Genomic DNA, 17,235 nt, shown 5'->3' on the forward strand with positions numbered 1-17,235 from the left:
AGCCATTAGGGCCGCTCTTTCCTTTTTTCACTTAAATGTCCTTATGAAGTTGCTGTAGGAGATGCTTCTGCCGCAGCATCAGAGCCTTGGCCTGCTGCACCACCACCACCTTGGCCGCCTGGACGGCCTCCTCCCATTCCTCCACCCATCATGCCGCCGATTTGAATCGTCGCCGCATCCTGGGTGCCGTCGGTTAACGTGTAAGTAACAATGTCATCGGCTTTCAAGTCGGCAAGCGTCTTGGCCGTCTCCACACGCTGGTTGTTTTCGAAAGTAACGGCTGTAATCGTTGTCGCATCGGTCACCGTCACTTCCACCGTCTCCTCGGTGAACATGTTTTCCATATTCATCCGGCCACCACCCTGGCCCTCAGCAGCTTGTCCACCATCTTGTGCCGGCGGCTCCGGCTGGGTTCCATCTGGCGCTGCTCCCGCATCACCTTGCTGTGCATCGCCTTGCGCTGGCGGCTCGCCGCCTCCTTGGCGGTCTCCCGGCGTGAAGGAGGATTTGTACAGCGTAATGGTCTGCCCATCAATGGATTTGATTTTTCCCATTGTGCCTCCCATCATCATGCCGCCTTGGCCCGGACCGCCCTGCGCTTGCCTATCACCAGCATCCGCTTGTGTGCCACTCTGCGCAGCGGCCGCTTCCGTTCCGGCAGCAGCGGACGTATTCGTTGCTGTCTGATTGGCGCTGCATGCCGCCAAAGTGGCTGTTATGACAAACGTACTTAGTAGTGTTTTCCAATTCTTCATAAGGGTTCGCTTCCTTTCAATAAGCCTTGCTTGATTGTACAAGCACAGCTTATCAAACCATTATGAACAACGTATGAATGCCGCCTGAACGTCCGCTGAATGTGCGGGGCGCACTTAGAGACAACAAAATGCTAGCGGAATGCGACTTGAATTGCCCCTAGCCTCAATTGCTTCAGCTGCTCCACTACAAGGCCCGCAACTTGCAGCGCTCCGCGCTCCTGAAAATGCGTATTGTCCTCTACGCCATTGGGAAAGTTCATAAACTCGCCAGGCGCCGCCCACATAAATACCGATTGGGTCGCTTCCGGCCCAAGCTCCTCGAACAGCTTGCGGCTTTCCTCTGCCAAATCGATTAACGGTACGTTTTCCTCCTCGGCAAGCTCCTTCATCGCAATTAAATAATCGCCATGCGTATCGACGAGACTACCATCCGCTTCAAAAAATCGCCGCTGTACGGACGTCACCAGCACGGGAATCGCCTCGCGATGCCGAGCCCCGTCTATGTACTGTTTTAAATATTCCTTATAAGTGGTAAAAGGCTCCGTCCGCCGCTCCTCATCCGGCTTCTGGTCATTATGTCCGAACTGGATCATCAGCACGTCCCGCGGCTTCATCCATTGAAGGATTTCATCAAGGCGGCCTTCTCCGATAAAGCTTTTGGAGCTGCGCCCAGAAACCGCCCTATTCTCAATGGCTACATCCTGCTTGAACCATTTGGGCAGCATTTGGCCCCAGCCAGCATAGGGATAGCCATCCTCGCGCTGATCCGTAACGGTTGAATCTCCAGCAAGAAAAAGGGTCGGCGTTTGGCTGGAAGGCAGCACCTCAAGCGCATTAATGCGCGGCGCCAATCCCGTAAAGGCCAGGCGGATTTGCCCATCTCTTATGGACAAGGAAAAGCTGTAGCGGATAAACTCGCCTGCTACCGTCCTCAAACGCTGTGCCATGAGCCGGCCACAGCCGGCTTTAATCGTCGTCTCCGTTGCGGTTATGGCATCGCCGATTAACAAATTCACGGTGTAGACACCATTTTCGACATCAAGCAAAAAAGATGTTTCCACGGGAATGCAGAAGTCGCTGCCCATGCCCTCCGCTTCCACACGACTCTTCGCCGCTACCTTCGTGACCGAGCTGAATCCGTAGCCTTTGCCTGGCTCGTACAACGTTGAGTCCGTTACCTTCACATGCCCGTCCCTCGCAGCTCCAATACCAAAATCAAATCGAAATCCATCAGTCATTATTTTTTTCCTCCCTTAAATAATCATCAGCCGTTTCCCTTCCTGGTTGTAAGCGTTCTCTAAGTTGTATGCAGGGCAGCGGTTCTGCTGCCCCTTACTCTCCTAGCGTAGTGCCGTTTGAAAGCCGCGTCCCCGCTCGCTTGCGGTTGCCGATTATAAACAGCAGCGTGCCGACCCAGCCAAAAATAGCAGCCCCTATAAGCAGCGTACTCAGCGGCACACTGTCCGAAAAGCCCGCGCTCAGCAATGGCCCCAGCGTGCCCCTCACGCCAAACAGCATCAGATGGATACCGAACACGACCGCCTCACGCCCCGGAGCAAGCCTGAAAATATAAGAAAGGATGCCAATATCCCAAATCGCTTCGCCAATTCCCTGAATCCCATTGCCGAGTATGACCGCCGGGTAGGTGCCTATCAGCCCATAAAGCATCGGAACGATAGCATATGCTGCAATGCCGCCCAATATCGTATAGCGGATATCAAAACGATCAATCATCCAGCCTGCTATAAAATAAGTGACCAGCAGTCCAATAAAATAAGCGACGCGCGCATAACCAATCTGCACATTGCTTAGTTCAAGCACCTGTACTTGAATGATCTGGTATAGCGGAATCGACAGCATATTGCCGAAGCCAGCAAGCGACGTTGCGGCCAGCAGCACAGCCAGCTTCTTGTTGCCCAACACGAGCTTCCACTGGTCGCGCAGCGAAAAACGGGTGACCGATGCGCCGGGAGCTACCAGTTTTTTAAGCGGGATTTTCGGCAGACGCAGCGTCTGGAACAGCAATATAGACAATGTGCCTGCTGCTGCTGCGCAGACGAGCGGCCAGGCCGTACCGGACGCATCGGCCCATTTTCCGACCAAATAGGCGAGCGGGATCATAATGGCTCCCATGGCTACTCGCACATACCCCATCAGCCTGCCTCTTACATCGGGCGGATACATGCGGGACACTAGTGCCGCATAAGCCGGAGCTTGAATACCCATCAAAATTTGAAAAACGAGCGCCGTTGCCACAAACACCGAAGGATGAGCAAACAACGCCGGAAGCAGCAGAAGCAGCCTGCCAATTAAGTTTGGAATGACCACAAATGGTTTGGGATTGTTGCTTTTCTCGATCCAGTTCGCCCACAGCGGCGAGAAAATAAGGCCGATTGCCGGGGCTGCCGACAATAGCCCTACCTGAAAGTTCGTCGCCCCCTGCTGTATTGCAAACGGCATGTAAAACTGGTTAAGCACCACATTAAACAAGCTGAACAATAATGAAGCGCCCACATCAATTTTGGCGTTATACCATACGCGAGGAGTCATTTGCATGCCAAATTTTTGCAATCGGGCTTTTGTTTCCATCTTCTGCTGCTTCCTTTCGAATCTCTTCCTTCTCCCGAAGAGTACTCATTCATTTACGTTACTTTCATTAGAGCAAAATTCAACCAGAAGCGCAACAGAAGATTTTTGCAAAAAAAAGAGAAAGCTCCGGCCGCTGCTTGGCTTTGAGCCTTCCCTATCTTATAATGTTGCGGCGATGAGCACAAAGCAGACAACGGAAATGCCCGTGTACAGCCAGGCGTTCGTTCTGCTGCAGGTTTTGCTGGTCCAAATTCGGTATAAATAAATGATGGTAACGATGACCGAGATAGCCGTAATGCCGCTTAGCAGCAAGCCCACCCAATCTGTTCCCGAGCTGGCCGCTTCGCCGTGATGCCTATGCATGCTGCTTTCCACTGCTATACTCCCTGTCAACAGCAGTGGCAGCAGCAAATGAATGCCGTGAATGACAAGGGGAAGCAGCATCCCTCCAATAGACAATAGCGAGCTTCGCGGCAGCTGTTGCTTCGTAATGGGCAGCCCTCTCCCTTCTGGAAAAATAGAACATACGCACTTCCCTATCATCATACGCAGGATGCGGCCTATTTTATGCCCGGACGAGGGTTAATCTTCTTTGACTAAGTTTTGAATACCTGACAAATACGTTTGCAGCACAAGCTGCATCGATTCGTCCAACTGGTAGGGCAAGCCGAAGCCGCCTTTCTGTTCAATGGAGCTAAATCCATGCAGCAGGCTGCGCAAGCCGCGGACGATATGAATCGCTATCTCCTGCTTTAATTTGTAGCTATCCAGCAAATTAATAATGAGCCCCATCAGCTGCTCGCTAACCGCTTTAAATTCATCATTATCCTGTGATTGGGACGGTATTGTCGCCTCATAGACACCCGGATTCGAGCGGGCAAAAGCAACATAGGCATTGCCCGCCGCATAGACGGCCTCTTCCCCTGTCAGCCCTTCTACCGCTTTACTCATCTGCTCGTTCATTTCGCGCAAGCCATAAATCGCAAGCGCCAGCTTCACTCCACTCAAACCGTCTATATGGTTGTATAAGGAGGGAGAGCGAATACCCAGCTTCTGCGAAAGCGAAGCCATCGTCACGGCTTCCAGCCCTTGCGTATTGGCTATTTCTGCGGCTGTCCGAACTATTGTCGGTACATCCAAGCCTATTCTTGGCGACATGTCATCTTCTCCTTACTGTTGTGAAATCCATACAGATAATATCAGCGCGCTTTTTCTTTAATGTACCGCAGCAGCAGAGAGCTTGCGTTCAGCCGCTTTAATGGCCTGCTCCATTGCGGCCACCGGGTCAACAAGCAGGTTGCCATGTCCGACTGCCAGCAAGGACGGCTTCAGCGCAAGCAGGCGCCTCGCACTAATCAGCGACTGCTGCTTATTCCAGGTTGCCCATGCCGGAAATGGAAACAACGGCCGAACATGTCCGCTTACCGCAACGCCCCCGCGCAGTTGAAAAGCATCACCGACGATCAGCTCGCCGCCTCTCGTATCGAGAAAGGCCATGGAACCGGGCGTATGTCCCGGTGCTGCAACCGCCAGCAGCGAGCCGATACGGTCGCCATCTTGAAGCAGCAGATCCGGCTTCGTTGCTACTTTTTTCGGCACACCGCCTCTGATTGGAGTAACCGGCTCTCCCGGTTCCAAGGAGCGGTCTCCTCGCAGCAATCGCGCATCCCTCGCCGAAATCGCTACGACTGCATCCGGCAGCTGTGCTTTGAGCGCATCCAGCGCTCCGATATGATCATCATGCGCATGCGTCAGCACGATTCGTACAATCGGCTTGCCCAGCTTGCGTGCGGCCTGCATAATCGCTTCGGCATTATTCGGCAGCGCTGCATCGACCAGCGTCAAGCCGTCCTCTTCTTCGACCAAATAGCAATTAACAGGAAATACATGCGGTAAATAGGTCAACTGATAAATATGCTGATGTTTAGTCATTCTCACAATACATCGCTCCTCGGTATTTTGCGCTTGCTGCGCAAAAAACTAATATCATTAGTTTTATAATAACTAATGATATTAGTTTTTGCAATACGTTTATTCGTCTACTTTCATCATCTATGATCATCATGCACTCTTATGAACGGCTTATGCGTCATTAAAATCAAAAAAAGCCTATCCTCGACGGATAAGCTTTTCACCCACTTTTATTTCGTCCAATCGAAATCCATAGCCTGCAAAAAAGCTCTCGCCAGCACCATATGGCCTGCTGCCGTTGGATGCACGCGATCCCACGCCAAAGTAGCGGAATAGAGATGGGCCAACACTTTATTAAATGCCGCCTGTGTATCAATAAACAGACAGCCCGTCTCAACTGCTATTCGGCGTACAATTGCACCATATTCGTCCATCGTGCGGCGCATCGCATCCTGCTCATTGCTTTCCAGAAAGAAAGGCGTCATCAGCACGATGCCGCTTCCGGCCACCGGCTTCGCCAGGGCGACCAGTTCGCGCAGCGTTTGCTCGTACTCCTCGATATAGACATGCCATTCCGTAATGAACGGCGTATCATATTGGCGCCATACGTCATTGGTGCCGATCATGATCGAAAGCACATCCGGTTTTTTATCCGTCACATCTTCCTGCCATCTCGCTTTTAAATCACGGACCGTATGCCCGCCCGTTCCCATGTTCACTACGCGAATGCCGAGCTCCGGATAAACCGCCTGCAGCAGCGCATCTACCTGTGCTACGTAACCTCTGCCAAGCGCGCCGAACAGCCCCTCGCCATCCTGCTTGTTCCGCTCGCAATCTGTAATCGAGTCTCCAATAAACAACAGCTTCTGCCCACGTTCCAGCCTCACCCGAATCATTCCCCCTATTTATACGATTAGCCCTGCGTCCCGCGCCGCTTGAACTGTTCTGGCGAAACACCGACGAACTGCTTGAACATTCTGCTGAAATGGGCCAGATGCTTGAAGCCCAGGCGGTAGCAAGCTTCTGTAACCGTGACGGACGGCTCCATTAAAAACATGATTTTCGCCTCATTGATTCGCCTTCTATACACATAGTGAAACACCGTTACGCCCGTCACATCCTTAAACAGCCTAGCAATGTACGACTTGCTTAAATGCAGCCGTTCCTCCAACTGCTCCATATGCAAATCGTCCGTATAGCTGTGCTCCAGCAAGGAAATGATGCGCTGCACCGTCTGCTCCTTATCCGAGGAAAATTCTTGCCGGTCCCTTAGCGGCTGCTCGCACAAGCCAAAAATAAAATACAATAAATCAACAAAGGCAAGCAGCAGGCGGTTGCTGCCGATAGCATCGCCCCGCTGCTGATGCACATGCATTTGAGCCAAAAGCCGCTCCGCCTCGTCCTTATGCTCGCCTCTGAGCCGCAGGCGGTGATTGCGCAGCTCCTGAAACGGCTCCATGACATTCAGCGCCTGCGGCAGCTCCAGCAGTGGCCGAAGCAGCGAAGGCTCAAAATGCACAATCGTCCGAATATACGGAACGGAAGGGTCGATTTTGGCGCAATGCAGCGTCATACCGAACAATATCATCAAATCGCCCGGCTGCATATGATAAATTTGATCGCCAATCAAATAATTGCATTTTCCTTCATGAAAATAATAAACCTCGTAATACGTATGCGAATGAAAAATCGGTTCGAGCGGCGATTGAATTTGATAGCCGAAATCGATCATTTTAACCGTTCGACTGCAGCCCATTAATATAGCGGACAAAATAACGCAGCATTTCTGGAGACTCCGCAAATTCCTTGCTGAAATCTTCAATGCCGAGATAGCCGTCGTAGCCGACAGCCTGCAAATCCTCGATGATTTGCTTCCACGGCACTACCCCTTTAGCGAGTCCCGCCCAGTCTGCCCTCCAGCTTATGCTGCCATCAGTTTCTTCTGGGCCAGCTTGCCAGCTGGCATTTTTCACATGCACATGGGCCAAATACGGACCTAGCAGCTCTAGTCCCATCCGGTAGTTTTCGAAGCCTTCGTAAACCATATTGCCGGGATCGTACAGCACGCCAATATAATCCGGGTCCAGCCCTTCGCAGAGCCGATAAGCGGCGGAAGCGCTTGCCGCAATCGTCTGATGATGGGTCTCGATTAAGCCTTTAACGCCATACATCCGGCACAGCTCCTGCGCTTGCTGCAAATACGTCCGTGCCAGCGTGAACAGCTCGCCGAACGACCGGCTGCGATCATAAATCGGAACGCCAAGTCGAATAAAGGAAGCCCCTACCCGCTTCGCCGCTTTCAGCACCTGTTCGGTTGCCTCCAAATCGCCAGCGGTGAGATATGGCGTCAGGCTGAGCGTTGTCAGTCCATGATCAGCCGCAGCCTTTCCGAAGCGATCCAGCATTTCATCTCCGCCTGAAGGGAAAATCGTACAGCGGTTGTTGCCCCAGAAAGAAGGCTCCTGATTCGCCACAGCTGCATCCGGTGCTTCCTTGTAACGCCATTCTACAGCATGAATTCCTGCCTCTTGCGCGGCGGCTGCCAGTTCCTCAGGCCCCAGCTCCGGTGTTGCTACCGTAAATACAGACAACTTCATCATCGATTCACGTTTCTCCCTTCCTCTATCCATATTGTATGTTTCGCTTCCTCTGCTCTTTCCCTACTCGACCCGGACAGCCTGTAATTGCGCCTGCAAGCACAGCTCTGCCGCTTTAAACGTATGCGCCTGCGGCATCGCAAGCTCCGTGCCATTCAAGCAATCAAGAATAAGCGCTCCAAAATAAGGGAAGCCGACCTTGTCCTTCACATCAATTTTTTGCTCGCCATCTCCGTTCACTAGGTACAGATGGTCGCTGCCGCCTCTCGTCAAATCGACGTATTTGCGCAGCTCGATATAACCTTTTGTCCCGAGAATAATCGTCCGGCCATCGCCCCAAGTAGACAAGCCATCGGGCGTAAACCAGTCCACGCGAAAATAATGCGTAGCCCCGTTGTCGCCGATAAGCGTAGCGTCGCCAAAGTCCTCAAGCTCTGGGTATTGCTTGTTATTGTAATTCGCTATTTTACTGGATTGCACCGTCGCATCCTTACAATCGGCGAAATACAAAAACTGTTCAATTTGATGGCTGCCAATATCGCAAATAATGCCGCCGTACTGCTCCTTATTGAAAAACCAGTCTGGCCTAGCCGCTGCATTCAAGCGATGCGGCCCCAATCCCATTACATTCAGCACACGCCCGATAGCCCCGTCCTTCACGAGCTGCCCAGCATATTCCGCGCATTCCACATGAAGGCGCTCGCTGTAATAGACCGCATAAATTTTACCCGTTGCTGCCTGTACTTGACGCGCCTCAGCCAGCTGCTCAAGCGTTGTAAACGGCGCTTTGTCCGTAAAATAGTGCTTGCCATGCTTCATGACCTCGACGCCAAGCGGCCCGCGCAAATTCGTTATCGCTGCTGCTGCAACGAGCACCACTTCCGCGTCCTGCAAAATTTGCTGCTTCGATTCTGCTGGGCGAACCTCAGGATAGGTGCGTACAAATGCTTCTACCTTCTTCGGGTCTGGATCATAAACCCACTTGAGCGTGCCGCCCGCTTCCCGAAGCCCATTGCACATGCCATAAATATGACCATGATCCAGCGACAAGGCCGCGAATACAAACTCTCCTTCTTTGACAACTGGTTTGGGCTTGCCTTTCGGGGCATAATTCATTCCATTTGCTGTTGACATAAATGTTGCCTCCCTCTCGCTTGCTCGTCAGTGGTTATTGATTAGTGGGTACCTTTCACATCCAGCGTCTCATAGCTGTCCGCATCCTTGTGCTTATCCGAGCTGCGTATTCTCTCTTGCAGCTTCTCATAAAATAAATCCTCGTTAATCGGAAGATCGACCCATCCATCTGTCCATGTAGAGAGCAGCATCGCATTGGACAGCTCCAGTCCCCTAATCCCCTCTTCGCCTGGAGCAAGCAATGGCGTGCCATGCAGAATCGCATTTACCCAGTCTTGGGTAATACCCATGTGATTGCCGCCATCGCTGACCGGAATTTCGAATTTCCAGCATTCCGGCTGGCCGAAGCCGCCTTTAAAGCTCGCATTAAATTCGGTCTCAGAAACGCGCAGCCGCCAAAACGTCATTTTGTCATTTTCAATGACGATTTTGCCGCGTTCGCCCGAAATTTCAAAACGGTTCGTTCCCGGCGACTCAAAGGTCGAGGTGACAAACACACCCGTTGCTCCGTTTTCATATTCCACGTAAGCCGTCACATCGTTCTCCACTTCAATATCACGGTGTTTTCCAAAGGAGCAAAAAGCCCGCACGCGCTTCGGCATCATTCCTGTCGTCCACTGCCACAGGTCAAGCTGATGCGGGTCCTGGTTCAGCAGTACGCCGCCGCCTTCGCCAGCCCACGTTGCACGCCAGCCGCCCGAATCGTAATAGCTCTGTGAGCGGTACCAGTTCGTAATAATCCAGTTCGTGCGGCGAACTTCCCCGAGCTCCCCGGATGTAATTAAATCGCGAAGCTTCGCGTACAGCGGATTCGTGCGTTGATTATACATAATGCCGAACACTTTATTGCTTTGAGCCGCCGCTTCATTCATCTCGCGAACCTGCTTCGTATAAACGCCAGCTGGCTTCTCAATCAATACATGCAGCCCGGCCTTCAGCGCTGCGGCTGCCTGCTGCGGATGATCATAATGCGGGGTGCAGATGAGCACGCCGTCCACCTCGCCTGAGTGAAACAGTTCCTCAGCCGTCGAATACAGCTTTAGTTCTGTCCCCCATTCCTGCGCTGCCAGCTCCAAACGTTCAGAACGCACATCCGACACCGCAGCAAGCACGGCGCCCTCTACTCTTCCTTCAATCAAATAACGGGCATGTCCCGTTCCCATATTCCCAAGGCCTAATATGCCGATTCTGACTTTATCCAATGATTAACATCCTCTCTAAACCTGTTATAAGAAGGATCACTATAGCTATATTGTAGCATAGATCATTATGTAAGCGTTTGATTCAAAAGGCCGAATATCCGCTTGTCATTTGACTGTCATTGTACTAAAGCATCCGCGCCTAATCCCTTTCTTATCGCATAAGAAAAGCGGCGGTTATGTCCCTCAGGGACACACCACCGCTTTACCGCCTTTACCTCGAGCTGCCTCTGGTACGGCTTTGTCGCTTATTTAATATTTTTCTCAGTTACATAAGCTTGCCATTGTTTCATGTACTCGGCTTGTATTTTCTCAAGTCCAGCTTGCTTCGCTTTGTCCATGAATGTTTTCAAGCCTTCTTCGATATTGTCCACGAGACCAGCTTGCAGCGGGAACAGGTACTGCTTCTCCACTTGCTCAAGCGCTGCTCTCTCGGCTTGGTAAGAACTGTAGTCTTCGGCAAAGCCGTTGAATTTGTCTGGAACTTGGATTTTGTCCAGCTCGTCGAAGATCGCTTTTACGCCGTCATAGTTTTTGTCAAACAGCATGAACTCTGGATTTCTCCATGCCCAGCCGTTCATGCCTTCACGAGCAAAGCCGTTCGAGCTTGCGTCGCCGATCATTTGGTAGTAGCCATCTTTAACTTCATAGTTTTTGCCTTCAACCCCGTATTGAGTCAACAGGTTGTAACGCTTATCCGTAACCATTTTTTCATAGAATGCCAGTGCGCGCTCTGCGTTTTTGCTGCTTGTTGGAATCGCAAAGCCGTTGTGAATCGCATGTACTGGTGTTGCAATGCCTGTTGTAAGCGGGAATGGGTAGTATTTCAGCTCCCAATCCGGGTGAGCCGCTTGCACTTTAATAACCGAATCATTGAAACGAGTTGGGTTGTCGCCGAAAATCGTTGCTGCTTTGCCGCTTGTCAGCTGCTCCTGAATAACGTCGTTGATGTTCAGTACGTTTTTCGGGATGTAGCCGTTTTGCTGCCAGCGCTTGATCAGCTCCAAATCCGCTTTTTGCTCATCCGAGCCCCAGTATGTGTAAATGTTGCCTGGCTCGAAATAGTTCACGCCAAGACCGTAAGGCAGCGCGCCGATTGCTTTGTGCTCGATATCGCGAATTTGGTTCACAAGGCTGCCGCGAACGTCTGCACCAAGTGCGATTGGACGCATGCTTGGCTCATTGGCTTTAATGCCCGCCAAATACTCTTCATACGTTTTCAAATCCTTTGGCTCAGGCAGGTTGTATTTTTTACGAAGATCTTCACGCCATACGAAGCCATTCGTTACATACTCTTTGTACGTTGCCGGAACGGTAAAGATTTGGTTGTCGATTTTAACCGCTTCCCACATATCTTTCGGCACGAACTCATTCAGCTTCGGCGCAGCTACAGGAAGCAGCTTGTCGAGCGGCTGGAATGCGCCTTTTTTCGCATAGGACTGGTATTGCGTCCATTCTGCTGTAAAGATCAGGTCAACCTGTTGGCCGGAGCCAAGCAGCAATTTATATTTTTGCTCCCAATCGGTCCATGACGTGTAGTTGAATTTGACGGTTGCATTCAAATCCTGAAGCGCCATTTCGTTGATTTTGTCTTGAATGGTAGCGAGATCCTTCGGCGCATCGCCCAGCATATAAAATTGCAATTCTACTTTTTTGGAAGTATCGATACCCGTTTTCTCGCCTGCTTGCGCATTGTCCGGCGATGCGGTAGCTGCTCCGCTATCTGCTGGACTGCTGGATGCTGCCGTATTTCCGCCACCATTGCCGCTGCAAGCTGCGATCATGCTCATAAGCAGCATTACGGTGAGAAGCATGACTAAACCTTTGCTCTTTTTCTTCATCATGTGAATCCTCCCTTTTATAAGTTGAACCTATATATGTTAGCTGGACCCTAGTAGCAAGCTTGCCGCTATGCACTCTGGTACAGTTCTAACCTTTGACAGCCCCAATCGTCAAGCCTTTTACAAAATAACGCTGAACGAAAGGGTAAAGGAACAAAATCGGGCCAGTTACAATAATCGCCATCGCCATCTTGGTCGACTCCATCGGCATATCGCCGCCAAGTGAAACGCCTGTGCCCGCTCCCATCTGTGACAGGAAGCTCATCGCATTAATGATGTTGTAGAGATAATATTGAAGCTGGTACATTGTCGTGTCATTGATAAACAGCGAGGATGTAAACCAGTCATTCCAGTAAGCCAGCGCCAGAAACAATCCGACGGTTGCGATGCCCGGCATCGACAATTGCAGCACGATGCGAGCGTAGATTGTAAAATCATTCGCGCCATCGATTTTAGCCGATTCCGTTACCTCATCGGGAACGGCGGAGCGGATGAAGTTTTTCATTAATATAATGAGGAACGGCGTCATAAGTCCTGGGAGAATGAGCACCGCATACGTATCGGTGAGCTGCAAATATTTCGTCAGCATAATGTACCACGGCACAAGCCCGCCCCCGAACAGCGTCGTGAAGTAAATAAAGAAGGAGAAAAAATTCCGATATTTAAAATCTCTGCGCTGCAGGACGTAACCGGCCATTGTAATGAAGAACAGACCGAGAAATGTGCCGACGACTGTCGTTATGATCGTAACGGTGTAGGCGTTGATGACCTGCTGCGGGAATCTCAGCACCGTTGTGTAGCCTTCGAGTGAAAATACCTGCGGGATCAAATGATACCCGTCGCGGAGAATCGATTCGTTCTGGGTGAACGATGCTGACACAATGAGCAGAAACGGAAACAGGCAAGCGACGGACGTGAGCAAAATAACTACGAAAGCAATAATACGGAACAGCAGCATATAGCTGTCGTCTTTGATTTTCATAAAGTAACCTCCATGTTCTCTTTGTGTCGGTGATTAGAATAAGTGCGCTTGGCGAGGGTAGGTTCGTCGCTGCGCAAAAGGTTTGGCTTCCGATCGCCATTGCCCGTGGAAATTTTCAACTATACCGCCAGCGGTAAATTTCCACGGACAAAAGCGAACGCGTTCGCTTCTCCAGCTCAAACCTTTTACTCCGCTCAGGCCCCCTTCACCAACACCCTCCTTCTAAAACACAAACCACAAAGATCGAATTCATACAGCAGAAAAACAATTGATTTGACGCTTATAAATGTCTGCATCTCTGTGATTAAGGCTTCTTCGCTCCCATGCTTAAGCACCTGCTTAATCACAAGTCTGTGCACGAAGGCAAGCGCACTTGCCTTGCTCTAACCCACGAAGGTATAATGCAAACGCAAATGCAGCAAAGAATTTGTTACTGGTCTGGCTCTTGGTTCTTGGTTTTGAACTTAAAGGTATGGCGCAAGCGCAAAAGCGGCTAAGCAGCTTTTCCCTCCCCCTAGGAGGGGGGATGAAAAAGGCGAAGTGGAATGAAAAGGTTGAGTTGGAGAAGCGTGAGCGTTCGCTTTTACCCTTGAATTTCCCCCTTAAGGGGGTATTCGAAGAAATTCAAGGGTAATGGCGATCGTAAACCAACCTTTTCATGCAACGCAGCCTCTTTTTCATCACCTTCCTAGAACAATGCGTATTCGTCGTTGATTTTTCGAATAATATAGTTGACCGTCATAATCAGGATAAAGCCGAACAACGATTGGTAAAGCCCCGCAGCAGTCGACATCCCAATATCAAACGTTACTTTCAGCGAGCGGTACACATACGTATCCAGAATGTCCGTCGCATCATACAGCACGCCGTTGTTGCCGATTAATTGATAGAACAAGTCGAACTGTCCTTTCATAATGCTGCCGAGAGCGAACAGCAGCAGGACGACGAATGTCGTTTTCAGCATCGGAACCGTAATGTACCAAATCCGTTGAAAAATGTTGGCGCCGTCAATTTTGGCCGCTTCGTAATATTCATCGCTGATGCCTGTAATAGCAGCCAGATAAATAACCATGCTGTAACCGAGGTTTTTCCATAGATAGAACAAAATAATGAGCGGTATCCATACCCAAGGCGTGTTGTATACATCAACCGGCTCAATGCTGAGCTGCTTGAGCAGCGTGTTCAAGAATCCGCTTTCATAGTTGAACAAATTGTACACGATAACGCTCAGGATAACGAAAGATACGAAATAAGGCAAAAACATAACAGATTGCGTCAGCTTCTTGAACCATTTCGATTTAAGCTCGCTTAGCAGAATAGCCAGCGCGATGGCAAGCACATTGCCAAGCCCGATGAAGGCTATATTATAGCCAATCGTATTTAAGGTCAGTTTAGTCAAAATGCCGGATTGCCATAAAAACTTGAAGTTTTCCAGCCCAACGAATTCACTATTGAATAAGCTCGTATTATAATCGAACCTCGTGAAAGCGTAATAGATGCCGACCATCGGTAAATAGGAATTGATGATGAAAAATAAAATCGTCGGCAGCAGCATGAGAAATAAAATGCGGTTGGTGATCAGCTCGTGAAAAAAACCTCTTCTCGTATTCATGCAGGCTATGTCTCCCCTTTCAGCTTTCAGCTTTGCTTTTTCTTTTTTCATTTGTACGATGCGAGCTGCAATTGCCCTCATGCTCACTTGCTCATTTCTAGGCGACTGCTGCTGCTTGCGTCGTTCGTTGTGCCCTCAGTGTATAGCAGGCTCGAAACGCTCAGCTAGAGCAACATCAGGCAATTAGTGAAAAATGCTGCGAAAACACAGGTGAACGAATTGTACCTCTATGCATTTTTCAGCTTTTCACAGGCTGTCCACTAACGCTGCAAGATGTTAAAAACATAGAGAAAAAGCCGCTTTTCCCGGTGTGAACAGGAAAAACGGCTCTTCTATTGCAGCACCGCCTATGTCGATATCTGCAAGATCATGACGCCATATGGTTCGATTGTTACTGCGCCAGACAAGTGTTCACTGGTCAGCAAATCGGTGTATTCTACTTCTCCCAGCTCAAGCTTGGACTCAAAAGGATTATGATTCAGCACGAAAGTGTAAGCTTCCTCCCCTTTTTGACGCTGCGCAAGCTCGACTCCGGCATCCGCCAGGAGCGGTGCCCCGATGCCATGCTTATCGCAAAGCGTCTGCACAAGTCCGCTTAGCAGCTTCTGCTCAGGAACCGTCGCCACATAATAGGCTTCGCCTTCCCCGTAGCGATTGACGGTTAACGCTGGCATCCCCGCATAAAAATCGGACCCATAGCTGCCAAGGGCCTCTGCGCCCTCCAAATGAAGCAAATCGCATAGCAGCTCACACTCATAAGTGCCCCCGGCTATATGCCCAAACTGCTCTCCCACTTCGATTGTGTTGCGCATATCCGGCGTCAAGCTGTCGATTTCTTCGACCCATACGCCAAGCAGCTTTCTTAACGCGCCTGGATAGCCGCCCAGCGTGACTAAATCATTTTCATTGACGATCCCGCTGAAAAAGGTCGTTATAAACGTGCCGCCAGCCTGCACGAACGCTTCGATGCGCTCGGCTACGCCTGGCTTCAGCATATACATGACGGGAGCGACGACGATTTTGTACTTGGAGAAGTCGCTGAGCGGGCTAATGACGTCCATTTGAATGTTTTGGTCGTAAAAAGCTTTATAATAGCGCTGCGCCTGCTCCAAATAGTTCAAGTCCACGCTTGGCCCGCTCGTGATTTCAACCGCATTCCAGTTGTCGATATCAAACAGCAGCGCCGCTTCCGCCTGTACCGTGGCATCCAGCAGCTTGTCGCCAAGCTTCTCCAGCTCGCGCCCCAGCTGCGCGCATTCGCGGAATACGCGCGTATGCTCATGCCCGACATGCTCGATGAGCGCTCCATGATATTTCTCGCAAGCGCCGATCGAGCGGCGCAGCTGGAAGAACATCACCGTGTCGGCGCCATGCGCGACCGCCTGGTAGCTCCACAGCCGCATGACGCCCGGGCGCTTGAGGCTGTTGTAGGGCTGCCAGTTTTGCTGGCTTGGCGTCTGCTCCATCAGCATGAACGGCTTGCCCTGCTTGAGGCCCCGCATATAATCATGGCGCATCGCCACATTGCCCATCGGCTCATTCATTTGCGGATAGCTGTCCCAGGACACGATATCCATCGCATCGCCCCATTTTTGCAAATCAAGGCCGTTGAACAGCCCCCAAATATTTGTCGTAATCGGCAAATCCGGCGTAATACGCTTCAGCTCCTCATACTCACCCTTATAGCAGGCTAGAAGGGAATCGGACATAAACCTTTTATAATCGAGTGCCATCGGCTGAAAATGGCGGTTGTCTCCGTTAAGGTTAGAGGGCGGCACAATATCTTCCCAGTCATACACCGTATGGCCCCAGAAGCTCATGTTCCACTCTGCGTTCAAGCGCTCGGTGGTGCCGAATTTTGCCTGCAGCCAGATACGGAAAGCTTCCGCGCAATGATTGCAATAGCAATGTGTGCCATACTCATTGTTAATATGCCAAATGAGCAGCGCGGGATGCTCTTTGTAGCGCTCGGCTAGCTTCGCCGCAAGAGCACGGGAGAAACGGCGGTATGTCTTGCTATTCGGACAAAAATTAGTACGGGAGCCATGCGTCCGCTTCCGTCCATCTACATCAACCGGCAAAATATCGTCATACTTGCGTGACATCCATGCAGGCTGTGCAGCCGTCGAGGTGGCGAGGCAAGCGTAAATCCCATTTTCAGCAATAAGATCCAGCAGCTTATCCAGCCATTCAAACTGATAGACGTCCTCGGAAGGCTGCAGCTTCGCCCAGCTAAATACCGGAAGCGTGACGACATTAATGCCCGCCTCCTTAAACAAACGCATATCCTCCTGCCAGATCGCCTCTGGCCATTGATCAGGGTTATAGTCACCGCCATACCAAATTTTTGGAAGCTTGGAATGAATCATTTTGTCACTTTCCCTTCGACTTATCCATATTGCACTGCGAATTCGAGGAAAAGTCTAAAGGAAAGCATTAGCTTTGTCATCTGAACGTATTGGTTTTGCCAAAAAGTTCACTCCAGTTCGGTTTGTTCACAGCGATCAGAGCAAGGTCGTTCAATTTTATGCATAGAATACATTGTACGGTTGGCAAAGTGAAGTTTATAATATGAACAGAGATGCATGAGGGATCAGGTGAACAAACTGACATAT

The 17,235-nt window shown here is 50.6% G+C and carries 15 protein-coding genes; all 15 read right to left on the reverse strand.

Annotation, left to right across the window (positions count from 1 at the left end; all coding sequences use genetic code 11):
• Nucleotides 1–41: 41 nt before the first annotated feature.
• Nucleotides 42–755 carry a hypothetical protein gene (locus BBD42_RS01500; protein WP_099516697.1) on the reverse strand — a complete coding sequence of 238 codons (714 nt, stop codon included), beginning with the start codon at nucleotides 753–755 and terminating at the stop codon, nucleotides 42–44.
• A gap of 131 nt (nucleotides 756–886) precedes the next feature.
• Nucleotides 887–1,993 carry a rhamnogalacturonan acetylesterase gene (locus BBD42_RS01505; RefSeq protein ID WP_099516698.1) on the reverse strand — a complete coding sequence of 369 codons (1,107 nt, stop codon included), beginning with the start codon at nucleotides 1,991–1,993 and terminating at the stop codon, nucleotides 887–889.
• A 94-nt stretch (nucleotides 1,994–2,087) separates the two neighbouring features.
• Nucleotides 2,088–3,344, reverse strand: a complete 1,257-nt coding sequence (locus tag BBD42_RS01510) for an MFS transporter (RefSeq protein ID WP_099516699.1) — start codon at nucleotides 3,342–3,344, stop codon at nucleotides 2,088–2,090.
• Between the two features lie 159 nt (nucleotides 3,345–3,503).
• Nucleotides 3,504–3,890 (reverse strand): hypothetical protein, encoded by a 387-nt coding sequence (locus tag BBD42_RS01515; RefSeq protein ID WP_150131493.1) that lies wholly within the window; start codon nucleotides 3,888–3,890, stop codon nucleotides 3,504–3,506.
• Nucleotides 3,891–3,926: 36 nt separating this feature from the next.
• Complete coding sequence (locus BBD42_RS01520; protein ID WP_099516701.1) at nucleotides 3,927–4,502, reverse strand: TetR/AcrR family transcriptional regulator; 576 nt, start codon at nucleotides 4,500–4,502, stop codon at nucleotides 3,927–3,929.
• A 57-nt stretch (nucleotides 4,503–4,559) separates the two neighbouring features.
• A complete protein-coding gene (locus BBD42_RS01525) occupies nucleotides 4,560–5,282 on the reverse strand; it encodes an MBL fold metallo-hydrolase (protein WP_099516702.1) in 723 nt (240 codons plus the stop codon).
• A 203-nt stretch (nucleotides 5,283–5,485) separates the two neighbouring features.
• The gene (locus BBD42_RS01530) at nucleotides 5,486–6,142 is read right to left on the reverse strand and encodes an SGNH/GDSL hydrolase family protein (RefSeq protein WP_099516703.1); all 657 of its coding nucleotides are present in this window, start codon (nucleotides 6,140–6,142) and stop codon (nucleotides 5,486–5,488) included.
• Between the two features lie 26 nt (nucleotides 6,143–6,168).
• Nucleotides 6,169–6,987: an AraC family transcriptional regulator gene (locus BBD42_RS01535; RefSeq protein ID WP_237163327.1), complete on the reverse strand. Its 819-nt coding sequence runs from the start codon at nucleotides 6,985–6,987 to the stop codon at nucleotides 6,169–6,171.
• A 1-nt stretch (nucleotide 6,988) separates the two neighbouring features.
• Entirely contained in the window at nucleotides 6,989–7,852 is an 864-nt protein-coding gene (locus BBD42_RS01540; protein WP_099521392.1) for a sugar phosphate isomerase/epimerase family protein, read from the reverse strand.
• A gap of 63 nt (nucleotides 7,853–7,915) precedes the next feature.
• Complete coding sequence (locus BBD42_RS01545; RefSeq protein ID WP_099516705.1) at nucleotides 7,916–8,986, reverse strand: Gfo/Idh/MocA family protein; 1,071 nt, start codon at nucleotides 8,984–8,986, stop codon at nucleotides 7,916–7,918.
• 41 nt (nucleotides 8,987–9,027) lie between these two features.
• A complete protein-coding gene (locus BBD42_RS01550) occupies nucleotides 9,028–10,188 on the reverse strand; it encodes a Gfo/Idh/MocA family protein (protein WP_099516706.1) in 1,161 nt (386 codons plus the stop codon).
• A gap of 245 nt (nucleotides 10,189–10,433) precedes the next feature.
• Nucleotides 10,434–12,029 (reverse strand): extracellular solute-binding protein, encoded by a 1,596-nt coding sequence (locus BBD42_RS01555; protein WP_099516707.1) that lies wholly within the window; start codon nucleotides 12,027–12,029, stop codon nucleotides 10,434–10,436.
• 85 nt (nucleotides 12,030–12,114) lie between these two features.
• Nucleotides 12,115–13,008, reverse strand: a complete 894-nt coding sequence (locus tag BBD42_RS01560) for a carbohydrate ABC transporter permease (protein ID WP_056033995.1) — start codon at nucleotides 13,006–13,008, stop codon at nucleotides 12,115–12,117.
• A gap of 688 nt (nucleotides 13,009–13,696) precedes the next feature.
• Nucleotides 13,697–14,620, reverse strand: coding sequence for an ABC transporter permease (locus tag BBD42_RS01570; protein ID WP_172455356.1), 924 nt, complete (start codon nucleotides 14,618–14,620; stop codon nucleotides 13,697–13,699).
• 347 nt (nucleotides 14,621–14,967) lie between these two features.
• Nucleotides 14,968–16,989: a beta-galactosidase gene (locus BBD42_RS01575; RefSeq protein WP_099516709.1), complete on the reverse strand. Its 2,022-nt coding sequence runs from the start codon at nucleotides 16,987–16,989 to the stop codon at nucleotides 14,968–14,970.
• Nucleotides 16,990–17,235: the final 246 nt, after the last annotated feature.

The sequence above is a fragment of the Paenibacillus sp. BIHB 4019 genome (genome assembly GCF_002741035.1).
Taxonomy (GTDB): Bacteria; Bacillota; Bacilli; order Paenibacillales; family Paenibacillaceae; genus Pristimantibacillus.

What these genes read in the sequence shown, in the direction of transcription:
- BBD42_RS01575 (WP_099516709.1), bottom strand. Translation starts at nt 16,989, where the DNA reads ATGATTCATTCCAAGCTTCCAAAAATTTGGTATGGCGGTGACTATAAC.
- BBD42_RS01540 (WP_099521392.1), bottom strand. Translation starts at nt 7,852, where the DNA reads ATGAAGTTGTCTGTATTTACGGTAGCAACACCGGAGCTGGGGCCTGAG.
- BBD42_RS01570 (WP_172455356.1), bottom strand. Translation starts at nt 14,620, where the DNA reads ATGAATACGAGAAGAGGTTTTTTTCACGAGCTGATCACCAACCGCATT.
- BBD42_RS01560 (WP_056033995.1), bottom strand. Translation starts at nt 13,008, where the DNA reads ATGAAAATCAAAGACGACAGCTATATGCTGCTGTTCCGTATTATTGCT.
- BBD42_RS01545 (WP_099516705.1), bottom strand. Translation starts at nt 8,986, where the DNA reads ATGTCAACAGCAAATGGAATGAATTATGCCCCGAAAGGCAAGCCCAAA.
- BBD42_RS01555 (WP_099516707.1), bottom strand. Translation starts at nt 12,029, where the DNA reads ATGATGAAGAAAAAGAGCAAAGGTTTAGTCATGCTTCTCACCGTAATG.
- BBD42_RS01515 (WP_150131493.1), bottom strand. Translation starts at nt 3,890, where the DNA reads ATGATGATAGGGAAGTGCGTATGTTCTATTTTTCCAGAAGGGAGAGGG.
- BBD42_RS01500 (WP_099516697.1), bottom strand. Translation starts at nt 755, where the DNA reads ATGAAGAATTGGAAAACACTACTAAGTACGTTTGTCATAACAGCCACT.
- BBD42_RS01520 (WP_099516701.1), bottom strand. Translation starts at nt 4,502, where the DNA reads ATGTCGCCAAGAATAGGCTTGGATGTACCGACAATAGTTCGGACAGCC.
- BBD42_RS01505 (WP_099516698.1), bottom strand. Translation starts at nt 1,993, where the DNA reads ATGACTGATGGATTTCGATTTGATTTTGGTATTGGAGCTGCGAGGGAC.
- BBD42_RS01510 (WP_099516699.1), bottom strand. Translation starts at nt 3,344, where the DNA reads ATGGAAACAAAAGCCCGATTGCAAAAATTTGGCATGCAAATGACTCCT.
- BBD42_RS01535 (WP_237163327.1), bottom strand. Translation starts at nt 6,987, where the DNA reads ATGATCGATTTCGGCTATCAAATTCAATCGCCGCTCGAACCGATTTTT.